Annotated in this window: 12 protein-coding genes and 1 pseudogene; 8 read left to right on the top strand and 5 right to left on the bottom strand. The window is 58.6% G+C overall.

Annotated features, from left to right (window positions below):
• Positions 1-4: 4 nt before the first annotated feature.
• From ACIOU6_RS26995 to ACIOU6_RS26985, 3 genes are all read left to right on the top strand, one after another.
• Positions 5-1,213 (top strand): lipoprotein-releasing ABC transporter permease subunit, encoded by a 1,209-nt coding sequence (locus ACIOU6_RS26995; RefSeq protein ID WP_401139741.1) that lies wholly within the window; start codon positions 5-7, stop codon positions 1,211-1,213.
• Entirely contained in the window at positions 1,206-1,904 is a 699-nt protein-coding gene (lolD, locus tag ACIOU6_RS26990) for a lipoprotein-releasing ABC transporter ATP-binding protein LolD (protein ID WP_401139738.1), read from the top strand. The genes ACIOU6_RS26995 and lolD overlap by 8 nt, the downstream gene beginning before the upstream one ends.
• A 63-nt stretch (positions 1,905-1,967) precedes the next feature.
• Positions 1,968-3,212, top strand: coding sequence for a lipoprotein-releasing ABC transporter permease subunit (locus ACIOU6_RS26985; protein WP_401139735.1), 1,245 nt, complete (start codon positions 1,968-1,970; stop codon positions 3,210-3,212).
• Positions 3,213-3,324: 112 nt separating this feature from the next.
• On the opposite strand, the gene ACIOU6_RS26980 is transcribed toward ACIOU6_RS26985, so the two are convergent.
• Positions 3,325-4,668: a heavy metal sensor histidine kinase gene (locus ACIOU6_RS26980; protein ID WP_401139732.1), complete on the bottom strand. Its 1,344-nt coding sequence runs from the start codon at positions 4,666-4,668 to the stop codon at positions 3,325-3,327.
• Positions 4,668-5,348, bottom strand: coding sequence for a heavy metal response regulator transcription factor (locus tag ACIOU6_RS26975; RefSeq protein ID WP_221733210.1), 681 nt, complete (start codon positions 5,346-5,348; stop codon positions 4,668-4,670). The genes ACIOU6_RS26980 and ACIOU6_RS26975 overlap by 1 nt, the downstream gene beginning before the upstream one ends.
• Positions 5,349-5,512: 164 nt before the next feature.
• On the opposite strand from ACIOU6_RS26975, the gene ACIOU6_RS26970 reads away from it, so the two are divergent.
• Entirely contained in the window at positions 5,513-6,046 is a 534-nt protein-coding gene (locus ACIOU6_RS26970) for a plastocyanin/azurin family copper-binding protein (RefSeq protein WP_401139730.1), read from the top strand.
• A 61-nt stretch (positions 6,047-6,107) separates the two neighbouring features.
• Positions 6,108-6,938, top strand: a complete 831-nt coding sequence (gene queF, locus ACIOU6_RS26965; protein ID WP_401139728.1) for an NADPH-dependent 7-cyano-7-deazaguanine reductase QueF — start codon at positions 6,108-6,110, stop codon at positions 6,936-6,938.
• 87 nt (positions 6,939-7,025) lie between these two features.
• Here the strand turns inward: queF and ACIOU6_RS26960 are convergent, their stop codons facing one another.
• Positions 7,026-7,289, bottom strand: coding sequence for a DUF4404 family protein (locus ACIOU6_RS26960; protein ID WP_221733207.1), 264 nt, complete (start codon positions 7,287-7,289; stop codon positions 7,026-7,028).
• A gap of 108 nt (positions 7,290-7,397) precedes the next feature.
• Positions 7,398-8,018 carry an HAD family phosphatase gene (locus ACIOU6_RS26955; protein WP_401139725.1) on the bottom strand — a complete coding sequence of 207 codons (621 nt, stop codon included), beginning with the start codon at positions 8,016-8,018 and terminating at the stop codon, positions 7,398-7,400.
• Positions 8,019-8,215: 197 nt separating this feature from the next.
• Between ACIOU6_RS26955 and ACIOU6_RS26950 the strand changes: the two genes are divergently transcribed.
• A complete protein-coding gene (locus tag ACIOU6_RS26950) occupies positions 8,216-8,905 on the top strand; it encodes a VacJ family lipoprotein (RefSeq protein ID WP_401139722.1) in 690 nt (229 codons plus the stop codon).
• 54 nt (positions 8,906-8,959) lie between these two features.
• On the opposite strand, the gene ACIOU6_RS26945 is transcribed toward ACIOU6_RS26950, so the two are convergent.
• The gene (locus tag ACIOU6_RS26945; protein WP_221733204.1) at positions 8,960-9,259 is read right to left on the bottom strand and encodes a PilZ domain-containing protein; all 300 of its coding nucleotides are present in this window, start codon (positions 9,257-9,259) and stop codon (positions 8,960-8,962) included.
• Between the two features lie 274 nt (positions 9,260-9,533).
• Here ACIOU6_RS26945 and rssB point away from each other — a divergent pair, with 274 nt between their 5' ends.
• Together rssB and ACIOU6_RS26935 are read left to right on the top strand one after the other, a co-directional pair.
• On the top strand, positions 9,534-10,718 hold the full coding sequence (gene rssB, locus ACIOU6_RS26940; protein ID WP_221733203.1) for a two-component system response regulator RssB: 1,185 nt from the start codon (positions 9,534-9,536) through the stop codon (positions 10,716-10,718).
• Positions 10,715-10,819 (top strand): annotated as a pseudogene (locus tag ACIOU6_RS26935) (anti-anti-sigma factor); the annotation flags it as partial. The gene rssB and the pseudogene ACIOU6_RS26935, both read left to right, overlap by 4 nt.
• Positions 10,820-10,878 lie beyond the last annotated feature (59 nt).

Genomic DNA, 10,878 nt, shown 5'->3' with positions numbered 1-10,878 from the left:
AAACATACCAAATACTCGCACTAAAATTGTGACATTAATTACCAAGACTTCGATGATCGGGCTCGCCCTTGGCGTGGTCGTGATGATCGTCGTGCTCTCGGTGATGAATGGCTTCGATCATGAGATGCGCACCCGCGTGCTGGGCATGGTGCCCCACGCGACCATCGAATCCACTGAGCCGATCAACGATTGGCAAAGCCTGGCCGCCAAGGTCAAGCAGAACCCGCAGGTGGCGGCAGTTGCGCCGTTTACCCAGATGCAGGGCCTGCTGACCAACAACGGTCAAGTCTCCAAGGTGTTGCTCAATGCCATCGACCCTGCGCTTGAGCGCAACGTGTCGATCATCGACAACTTCATGAAGCAGGGCAAACTCGACGACCTGACGCCGGGCAGCTTTGGCATCGTTATCGGCGACAAGGCCGCGACCAAGCTGGGCGTGGGCATCGGTGACAAGGTCACCTTTGTTGCGCCGGAGGTCAGCGTGACCCCGGCCGGGATGTTCCCGCGCATGAAGCGCTTCACCGTGGTGGGCATTTTCCATGTCGGCGCCGGTGAGCTGGACGGCTTTCTGGGCGTCACCAACCTGCAGGATCTGGCGAAAATGCGTCGCTGGAAGACTGATCAGGTGCAGGGTATCCGTCTGAAGTTCGACGACCTGTTCCAGGCGCCGCGCGTGGCATGGAACATCGCCCAGCAACTTGGCGAAGACCATTACTACGCTCGCGACTGGACGCGCACCCACGGCAATCTGTATCAGGCGATCCGTATGGAAAAGGCCATGATCGGGCTGCTGTTGCTGCTGATTGTCGCTGTTGCGGCGTTCAACATCATTTCCACGCTGGTGATGGTGGTCAACGACAAGAAGGGCGACATCGCCATTCTGCGTACTCTTGGCGCGACACCGGGCACCATCATGCGCACGTTCATGGTGCAAGGCACGGTGATCGGCGTGGTCGGCACCGCCATTGGCGCGGTGGTCGGAATCCTGGCCGCGCTTAACGTCAGTGCTGCGATTTCGGCCCTTGAAGGCCTGATCGGCCACAAATTCCTTAATGCTGACGTGTATTTCATTGATTATCTTCCGTCGCAGGTGCAGAGCCAGGATGTGGTCATGGTCTGCGCCGCTGCGTTGGTCCTGAGTTTCCTCGCCACCCTGTATCCAGCCTGGCGTGCCGCGCGCACCCAGCCGGCGGAGGCGCTACGTTATGAGTGAGTCGGGCATGAGTGAACAAGCAATCTTGAGCTGCCGCAACCTGGGCAAATCCTACGAGGAAGGCCCGGAGTCGGTAGAAGTGCTGGCCGGTCTGCAACTGGAGTTGCATCCGGGCGAGCGTGTCGCAATTGTCGGCACCTCGGGTTCGGGCAAAAGTACTTTGCTCAACCTGTTGGGCGGCCTCGACACGCCAACCCAGGGCAGCGTCTGGCTCGATGGCGAAGAACTCTCGGCGCTGAGCGAGAAGAAGCGCGGCCTGCTGCGTAACCGTGCGCTGGGTTTCGTTTACCAGTTTCACCACCTGCTGCCGGAATTCACCGCACTGGAAAACGTCTGCATGCCGCTGTTGATCGGCAAGACGCCGATTCCGGAAGCCCGTCAGCGCGCTACGGCATTGCTGGAGCGCGTCGGCCTCGGTCATCGTCTTGAGCACAAGCCGGCCGAACTGTCCGGTGGTGAACGTCAGCGTGTGGCCATCGCCCGCGCCCTGGTCAACAATCCCGGCCTGGTGATGCTCGATGAGCCGACCGGTAACCTCGATTCCCACACCGCCCAAGGCATTCAGGATTTGATGCTGGAGCTCAGCACTTCGATGCGCACGGCGTTTCTGGTGGTGACTCACGACATGAACCTGGCTCGCCAGATGGATCGCGTCCTGCATTTGCAGGAAGGTTGCCTGACGCCCATCTGATTCGGCCCAAACCCGACGTCTGAAAGGCGTCGGGTCTTTTATTTTTATACGGTGCCCCAGCGAATGTTCAGACCGTTATCGATCTTTATCGGCGCACGCTATACCCGAGCCAAGCGCCGCAATCGCTTTGTTTCGTTCATTTCGATGACCTCGATGATCGGCCTCGCCCTTGGCGTGCTGGCGATGATCGTTGTGCTGTCGGTGATGAACGGCTTTCAGCGTGAAATGAGCTCGCGCATCCTCGGTATGGTGCCGCACGCGACCATCGTTGGCGTCAAGCCGATTGACGACTGGCGGCCCGTAGCCGCCGCCGCGATGAAAAATCCTGAAGTGACCGCCGCCGTGCCGTTCACGGAAATGGAAGGCATGCTCTCCTACAAGGGCTTGATGCAGCCGATCCAGATCAGCGGCGTCGATCCTGCTCAGGAAGGCAAGGTGTCGATTGTTGCCCAGCACATCGTCCAGGGCCGCCTCGATGCCTTGAAACCCGGTGAGTTTGGCGTGGTGATCGGCGAAATCACCGCCCGCCGTTTCCGTTTGAATGTTGGCGACAAGATCACCCTGATCGTGCCGGAAGTCAGCACCGCACCGGGGGGGATCACTCCGCGCATGCAGCGCCTGAACGTGGTTGGCGTGTTCAAGGTTGGCGCTGAACTGGACGGTTCCATGGGGCTGATCCATGTCGCCGATGCGGCGACCATGCAGCATTGGGAGCCGAATCAGGTGCAGAGCGTGCGTCTGGCGGTCAAAGACTTGTACGCGGCGCCGAAGGTCTCTGCGGACATCGCCGCAGGCCTCGGCACCGATTTCAAGGCTGACGACTGGACCCACACCCAAGGCAGTCTGTTCAGCGCCATGAAAATGGAAAAAACCATGATCGGCCTGCTGTTGCTGATGATCGTCGCGGTGGCGGCGTTCAACATCATCGCAACCCTGATCATGGTGGTGAACGACAAGGGCGCGGACATCGCGATCCTGCGTACTATCGGCGCTACGCCCCGGCAGATCATGGCAATCTTCATGGTGCAGGGCACGGTGATCGGGATTGTCGGCACCTTGATGGGGGGCGTGCTGGGCGTTATCGCGGCGCTGAACGTCAGTGAGATGGTCGGCTGGGTCGAGCGGGTGACTGGGCAGCACATCTTCAGTTCCGATGTGTATTTCGTCAGCAATCTGCCGTCGCAATTGCAGGCGGGGGATGTGCTGTTGATCTGTTCCGCCGGGTTCATCCTGAGCTTCCTGGCGACGGTGTATCCGGCGTGGCGGGCAGCGAAGATCGAGCCGGCTCATGCGCTGAGATATTCGTAAGCTGTTATAGCGCCTTCGCGCGCAAGCCCGCTCCCACAGAGGATTTGTGTACGACGCATATCCAGTGTGTGCGGGCTTGCTCGCGAAGGGGCCGTAACAATCGGCCTCAACTCTACTTCGGCAACTCAATCACAAACCGCGTCCAGCCCTGATCCGATTCGCAATGAATCTGCCCACTATGCGCCCGGACAATCGATTGAGTAATCGCCAGCCCCAGCCCTGCATGCTCACTGCTACCTTCCTGCCGCGCCGGATCCGCCCGATAAAACCGGTCGAATAAGCGTGGCAACAGCTCTGCCGAAACCCCTTCACCACTGTTCTCGACGGACACGCGTACAACATTCGTCTGATCAAGTATGGTCAGACGTACATGGCCTTGGGCCGGCGTAAACCGCAGCGCGTTATCCAGCAGATTCGACAGCGCCCGGCGCAACATGCTGCGGTCACCTTCGATTCGCGCATCCCCGTCACGGCTCAATTGCACCCCGGCGTCTTCTGCCAGTGGTGCAAAAAACTCCAACAACGCATCCGCTTCTTCCGCCAGTTCCAGCGGTTGACGCTTGGGCACCAGCAAGCCGTGGTCAGCCTTGGCCAGATACAGCATGTCGTTGACCAGTTGCGCCATCCATTGCAATTCTTCGAGGTTGCTGTGCAGCGCTTCGCGATAATCATCGATCGGCCGTGGGCGGGTGAGGGTGACCTGGGTGTGGGTCAGCAGGTTGGAAAGCGGCGTGCGCAGTTCATGGGCAATGTCGGCGGAAAACGCCGAGAGCCGTTGAAACGAGTCGTCGAGGCGTCCGAGCATGGCGTTGAAGCTGTGGGCCATTTCCGCAAGCTCTGGCGGCATTTGCGCTTCCGGCAGTCGGGCATTGAGCGATTGCGCCGATATCCCACGGGCCACCGCACTCATGTACCGCAGTGGGCGCAAGCCGCTGCGCGCGGCCCAGGCGCCCAGTAGCGCAGTGGCCAGCGCCGAGAGTCCGACGGTCAGCCAGATCAAATGCTGCATGCGTTGCAGGAAGTGCTGGTGATGAGTGATGTCCAGCAACAGGGTCAGTTGCGGTGAATCGGTTTTGTCTGGGTAAAGCGGGGCGTTGAGTACGCGATAGTCAGTGCCGTCATTGCGGATCGTCGACAGCCCGAGGTGTGACGGTAATTGCTTGGGGATCTGTGTCGAACTGTCGTACCAGCGTTGGCCGTCACTGCCATTGATGCGCAGGGACAGATCGGCTTGGCGGCTCAGTTCATCGGCCAGGCGCGCTTCGCGTTGCCCGGGTTGAACATCTTGCAGGGCGCGGCGCAGGCCGATGAGTTTGCCGTCCAGCAATTGCTGATCGAGTTCGACGAAATGCGCCTCGCTGGCGTGGTTGAACAGCACCCCGGCACACAGCGACACCACGGCGGTACAAGCAGCAAACAGCAAGGCCAGACGTGAGCTCAAGGACAACCGGCGCATCAGGCTGAGCGCTCTTCAAGCACGTAGCCCATGCCGCGCACGGTGTGGATCAGTTTATTGGGGAACTCGTCGTCGATCTTGAGGCGTAAGCGGCGAATCGCGACTTCGATGACATTGGTGTCGCTGTCGAAATTCATGTCCCAGACCTGCGAGGCGATCAACGATTTTGGCAGCACTTCGCCCTGACGGCGCAGGAGCATTTCCAACAGGGCGAATTCCTTGGCAGTCAGGTCAATGCGTTGGCCGCTGCGCTCTACCCGGCGGCGGATCAGGTCCAGGCGCAGATCCGCCAGTTGCAGGCTGGTCTCCTGTGCGGTGGCGCTGCCGCGACGTAACAGGCTGCGCACTCTCGCCAGCAACTCGGAAAAGGCGAAAGGCTTTACCAGGTAATCATCGGCCCCCAGTTCGAGGCCGTGAACCCTGTCTTCTACGGCGTCTTTGGCCGTCAGAAAAAGCACCGGCGTGTCGAGACCCGCACTGCGCACCGCTTGCAGGATTTGCCAGCCGTTACGCCCCGGGAGCATGACATCGAGGATCAGCAACGCATAGTCGCCGCTCAAGGCCAGTTGCTGGCCGCTGTTGCCGTCGGCCACCAGTTCGGTGTTGAACCCTGCCTCGGTCAGGCCCTGGCGCAGGTATTGGCCGGTTTTTACTTGGTCTTCGACGATCAACAGTTTCATGGGCGACTCGGGTTGATTCGGTGTGTAGGAACGAAAGCTTTATACCGTGGGACATCTCGGTAAGCGCTAACCTGACAAAGTTGTAATCTGCCTGTCAGGTAGATGCCAGCGCAGGCCGGCTAAAGTTTCCCACAGGCTGAACCCTATCTTGTTGGAGTACGACCATGTTTTTGCGCAAACCCCTGGCTTTGACCGCATGTCTGCTAGCGTTGAGCTCGCCAGTGTGGGCCGCGTCGGCACACACCTATGCCTTCGGCGAACCCGCGCCTGCCGCCAAAGCCACGCGCAGCATCGAAGTGGTGATGGCCGACCTGTCGTTCGACCCGAAGACGATCCAGGTCAAGGCCGGTGAGACCGTTCGCTTTGTGCTGGTGAATAAAGGCCAGTTGCTGCACGAATTCAACCTGGGCGACGCGGCGATGCATGCCAAACACCAGCAGGAAATGTTGCAGATGCAACAAAGCGGCATGCTGACGCCTACCGGCATGAAAGAAATGTCCCACGACATGGCGGGCATGGATCACGGTGCGATGAGCCATGGCATGAAGCATGATGACCCGAACAGTGTGTTGGTCGAACCGGGCAAAACCGCTGAGTTGACCTGGACCTTCAGCAAAGCCACCCGCCTGGAATTTGCCTGCAATATCCCCGGCCATTATCAGGCGGGGATGGTCGGCAAACTGACTGTCAGTCAGTAAGCACTCAAAGGCGCAAGCAAAGGCTGGTAGAATCCGCTGATTCTTCAGTCAGGTTTCCGCCATGCATCCCGCAGCCGAACACTCGCCACTGGGCAAATCCAGCGAATATATCGCCACTTACACGCCGTCCTTGCTGTTCCCGATTCCGCGCACCGCGAAATGGGCCGAACTGGGCCTGACCGCCGATACCCTGCCTTATAAAGGTGTGGATTTCTGGAATTGCTTCGAATTGTCGTGGCTGCTGCCGTCGGGCAAGCCTGTGGTCGCGATCGGCGAGTTCAGTATCCCGGCGGATTCGCCAAACATCATCGAGTCCAAGTCGTTCAAGCTGTACCTGAACTCGCTGAACCAGACGCCGTTCGCTGATGTGGCCACGCTTGAAGCAACGCTGGCCAAAGATCTGTCCGCTGCTGCCGGCAAACCGGTGGGCGTGCGGGTTCGCAGCCTGAAAGACGTAGAAGCCGAAGGCGTCGTCGCGCTGCCGGGTGTGTGCATCGACGATCTGGATATCAGCGTCAGCAACTACGAGCATCCGCAGCCGGAGTTGCTGCGTTGCGATGAATCGCGGATGGTCGAAGAGAGCGTGCACAGTCATCTGCTCAAATCCAACTGCCCGGTGACCAGTCAGCCAGACTGGGGCAGTGTGGTGGTGGAGTACCGTGGCTCGGCGCTGGATCATGCCAGTCTGCTGGAATACATCGTCAGCTTCCGCCAGCACTCGGACTTCCATGAGCAATGCGTGGAGCGGATTTTCCTCGATCTGCAGCGGTTGTTGAAACCGGAGAAATTGACGGTATTTGCGCGGTATGTGCGTCGCGGGGGGCTGGATATCAACCCGTATCGCAGCACTGAAAGCGTGCAACTGCCGAACCATCGGCTGGTGCGTCAATAAAGATCCAGTGTGAGAGCGGGCTGCCTTTCAAATCGCGAAAACGAAAAAGCCCTGCCATTGCTGGCAGGGCTTTTTGCGTTTGGGGCGTCAGATCCCCATGCTGCCCAACGCATTGACGATGTTGCGCAGCGTGCCAGCGATCCCGGGGTGTTCGAGTTCAAAGCGTTCAACCGCCAGATTCACGCCGTCGGCGATGTTGGAATCCTGGGTTTTGGTTTCGAGTTCAAGTTCCGCTTCGATCTGTTGCATAAGGTCGTGCAGGTTAGCGCGCTCATCTTCAGACAGCGGTGGATTCTGCTCCAGTTGCTCGCGCAGGGTATTGAGTTGTTCTTGCAGTTCGCGGGCGGGCATGTTGGTTTCCTTTTATCGAGAGGCACTGGCATAGACCGCAGCCGCGCGCCAAAGGTCTATGGCTGGCCTTTAGATTAATCCACTCTCGGCTAACCTGCATGATCCCGATCAGGGCTTTTCGCCTTTGAGGCGACGCAGGCTGATGTCCGCCAGACAGGTTTCGAGCTCACCCAGATGATCGATGACTGAATGCACGCCGAGTCCGAATAACTGCATGGTCGCTTTGCCGCGCCGTTGTTCTCGTTCTTTTTGGCTCAAGGCTTGCCATTCCCCCGGCGCCAGGCCGCACAACGAGCCGCAGGAGGCGAGGCCGATTGTCCATAGCCCGGCATTCAGGCCGGCCTGCAACAGTCGTGGCTCACCGCTGACCAGTACGCATCCGTCCAGACTGTGGACGTTCAAATCCATGAGCGCTTGCCAGCAGGCGTTGGGCGCTGGCCATGGATTGATTGTTGCTGAATGTTGCGCGGGTTTGATCCAGTTCGGTAAGGCGGCTGACAGCGATTGCGCCAGGGCAGGGGACAGCTCATCCAGCCACGCGCATGGAATCTGCTGGCGCTGCAAATGGTGCAGGCTATCGAGTGCTCCAGGGGTGGCCTCGGCGTGCTCTGGCAGGATGGCCGCCTGTCGACGGGCACGGGCACCGAAATCCACCAGGCATCCGCTGAGGCCGAACAGCACGGCGGTCAGGCCGGGTGCGGTGAGGGGCAAGGTTTCAGCATCTGACATGGCAACGTCCCTGAAATAGCGTTAAGGCTAGGACTTGCCGGTGACAGTTGGATGACAGCTGCGTTAAAGCCGTTGCAGGAATAGTCCTACAGGTCACTTCATTCGCAGACTGCCCAAAAGACCTTTTGCGCTTATACTAGCGCTCTTAACGCCTAGGCCTTGAAGCCCGCGCCAGTATAAATCCAAGGAGTTTTTCTATGCGCTGGAGCAACCCGCTCGCTCAGCTTTGTGTATATGCCGGCCTGCTGCTGGCTCCGGTCGCCACTCAGGCTGCAACGGAAGAAGACCCTTGGGAAAGCGTCAACCGTCCAATTTTCCAGTTCAACGACTTCGTCGATACTTACGCGCTGAAGCCTCTGGCGCAGGGCTATGAGTTCGTGACGCCGCAATTTCTGGAAGATGGCATCCACAACATGTTCCGCAACGTGGGTGACGTGACCAACCTGGCGAACAACATTCTGCAGGGCAAACCGGCAGCGGCGGGCGTTGATACTGCGCGCCTGATCTTCAACACCACGTTCGGGTTGCTCGGCTTCTTCGATGTCGGGACCAAGATGGGGCTGAACCGCAGCGACGAAGATTTTGGCCAGACGCTCGGCTACTGGGGGGTTGGCAGTGGCCCGTACGTGATGCTGCCGCTGCTCGGTCCAAGCACACTGCGTGACGCGCCTGCGAAATACGTCGACGGCTATACCGGTCCTTACCCTTACATCAACGATGTGCCGGTGCGTAATTCAGTGTTCGGCCTGAACATCGTCGACACCCGTGCCAGCCTGCTGTCGAGCGAGAAGCTGATCAGCGGCGACAAGTACACCTTCATTCGCAACGCTTACCTGCAGAACCGCGAGTTCAAGGTGAAGGATGGTAAGGTCGTCGACGATTTTTAATCTCGACCGATAAAATGAAGAGGGCGGCCTGTGGGCCGCCTTTTTTGTTTGCGCTTATTTCATCTGCAGAATAGTCAAACCGAGCTTTTGGCCACCGCCATCCTGTGCCCGGACCCAGACCACTTCGGTCTCGGCTTCAAGCCCGCTGAGCGCGGCATGTTCGGAGTCGATGCGCACGCTCAATCGGTCGCCGACCGCAAATTGCCTCGGCGCCTCTACCTGCATGCCGCTGCTGGAGAGGTCGATGCATACCGCTGACACCTGATCACCTGCGTGAATCAACACGACATCGGCATCGACCCGCATACGGATAAAATCGCGCTTTTCGCTGTAGTCCCGACCGGTTTGACTCATGGCTTCGTCCTTCCATTGGGTTACGGTTTGAGCTGTTCTTATAACTCTCTGTGATTTGACAAGTAAAGTCGTCAAGCGACCATCGGCACATGCTTGAAACACCCCGCGGATGGGAGTACCGTCTGCGCCTTAGAAGGGCACCTCTGGTGCAACCGTGTGCAGAGCAAACGCTCGAAAGCGGTGCAGCAGAGAGGCTAGAAAGCGAATCCAGTAGTCAGTGCAGGGCTGTAGCCCCGCCCGCTACGCCAACCTAATTCTGGCGCCGTTTGCCCACATGCCAAAAACCAGTGCCACGCTGCTGATAATCGATGATGACGAAGTAGTGCGCGCGAGTCTCGCGGCCTATTTGGAAGACAGTGGTTTCAGCGTCCTGCAGGCCAGTAACGGCCAACAGGGTCTTCAGGTATTCGAGCAAGACACGCCCGACCTGGTCATCTGCGATCTGCGCATGCCGCAGATGGGTGGTCTCGAACTTATCCGTCAGGTCACCGAGCTATCGCCGCAAACGCCGGTGATCGTGGTGTCCGGTGCCGGCGTGATGAACGACGCTGTCGAGGCCCTGCGCCTCGGTGCGGCGGATTACCTGATCAAGCCTCTCGAAGATCTGGCCGTGCTCGAGCACTCCGTGCGCCGGGCCCTGGATCGCGCGCGTCTGCTGCTGGAAAATCAGCGCTACCGCGAGAAGCTGGAAAAGGCCAATCGCGAGCTTGAGGCCAGTCTGAGTCTGCTCCAGGAAGACCAGAACGCCGGTCGCCAGGTGCAGATGAACATGCTGCCGGAAAGCCCGTGGAGCATTGACGAGCTCAGGTTTGCTCACCAGATCATCCCGTCGCTGTACCTGTCCGGTGATTTTGTCGACTATTTCCGTGTCGACGAGCGCCGGGTCGCGTTTTACTTGGCAGATGTATCAGGTCATGGCGCCTCTTCAGCGTTTGTGACGGTGCTGCTGAAGTTCATGACCACGCGCTTGCTGTTCGAGTCCAAGCGCAACGGCACGTTGCCGGAATTCAAGCCTTCGCAGGTTCTTGGTCATATCAACCGGGGACTGATCAGTTGTAAGCTGGGTAAACACGTCACAATGGTCGGTGGAGTCATCGACGAGGAGACCGGTTTGTTGACCTATAGCATTGGCGGCCATCTGCCTTTGCCTGTGTTGTACACGCCTGACAGTGTTCGCTACCTCGAAGGGCGTGGTCTGCCGGTAGGGCTTTTCAATGAAGCCGCCTACGAAGATCACGTACTTGAGCTGCCGCCGACGTTCAGCCTGACGCTGATGTCTGACGGTATTCTGGACCTTTTGCCAGAACCTACGCTCAAAGAAAAAGAAGCGGCTTTGCCTGAGCGGGTGAAGTCAGCGGGCGGCAGCCTGGATGGCCTGCGGCAAGTGTTTGGATTGGCCACGCTAGGGGAGATGCCGGATGATATCGCCCTGTTGGTGTTGAGCAGGAATCTTCAATGAGTACCGGTAGAATCCAGTTCGCCGAGCAGGACGGCACCTTCGTCCTGAAGTTCGTCGGTGAAGTTCGCCTGACCCTGTGTTCGGCGTTTGATGGTTATATTTAGATAATATTTATGTAGTTGATTTTCAATGGTATAGTTATTTTTTTGTCTTATTCTTG

Source organism: Pseudomonas sp. NPDC087615, assembly GCF_044743445.1.
GTDB classification, from domain to species: Bacteria; Pseudomonadota; Gammaproteobacteria; order Pseudomonadales; family Pseudomonadaceae; genus Aquipseudomonas; species Aquipseudomonas baetica_A.
This window is presented reverse-complemented; position numbering and strand designations above follow the sequence as displayed.

What these genes read in the sequence shown, in the direction of transcription:
- ACIOU6_RS26950 (WP_401139722.1), top strand. Translation starts at nt 8,216, where the DNA reads ATGCGCTGGAGCAACCCGCTCGCTCAGCTTTGTGTATATGCCGGCCTG.
- rssB (WP_221733203.1), top strand. Translation starts at nt 9,534, where the DNA reads ATGCCAAAAACCAGTGCCACGCTGCTGATAATCGATGATGACGAAGTA.
- queF (WP_401139728.1), top strand. Translation starts at nt 6,108, where the DNA reads ATGCATCCCGCAGCCGAACACTCGCCACTGGGCAAATCCAGCGAATAT.
- ACIOU6_RS26945 (WP_221733204.1), bottom strand. Translation starts at nt 9,259, where the DNA reads ATGAGTCAAACCGGTCGGGACTACAGCGAAAAGCGCGATTTTATCCGT.
- ACIOU6_RS26970 (WP_401139730.1), top strand. Translation starts at nt 5,513, where the DNA reads ATGTTTTTGCGCAAACCCCTGGCTTTGACCGCATGTCTGCTAGCGTTG.
- ACIOU6_RS26975 (WP_221733210.1), bottom strand. Translation starts at nt 5,348, where the DNA reads ATGAAACTGTTGATCGTCGAAGACCAAGTAAAAACCGGCCAATACCTG.
- ACIOU6_RS26985 (WP_401139735.1), top strand. Translation starts at nt 1,968, where the DNA reads ATGTTCAGACCGTTATCGATCTTTATCGGCGCACGCTATACCCGAGCC.
- ACIOU6_RS26960 (WP_221733207.1), bottom strand. Translation starts at nt 7,289, where the DNA reads ATGCCCGCCCGCGAACTGCAAGAACAACTCAATACCCTGCGCGAGCAA.
- ACIOU6_RS26980 (WP_401139732.1), bottom strand. Translation starts at nt 4,668, where the DNA reads ATGCGCCGGTTGTCCTTGAGCTCACGTCTGGCCTTGCTGTTTGCTGCT.
- lolD (WP_401139738.1), top strand. Translation starts at nt 1,206, where the DNA reads ATGAGTGAGTCGGGCATGAGTGAACAAGCAATCTTGAGCTGCCGCAAC.
- ACIOU6_RS26955 (WP_401139725.1), bottom strand. Translation starts at nt 8,018, where the DNA reads ATGTCAGATGCTGAAACCTTGCCCCTCACCGCACCCGGCCTGACCGCC.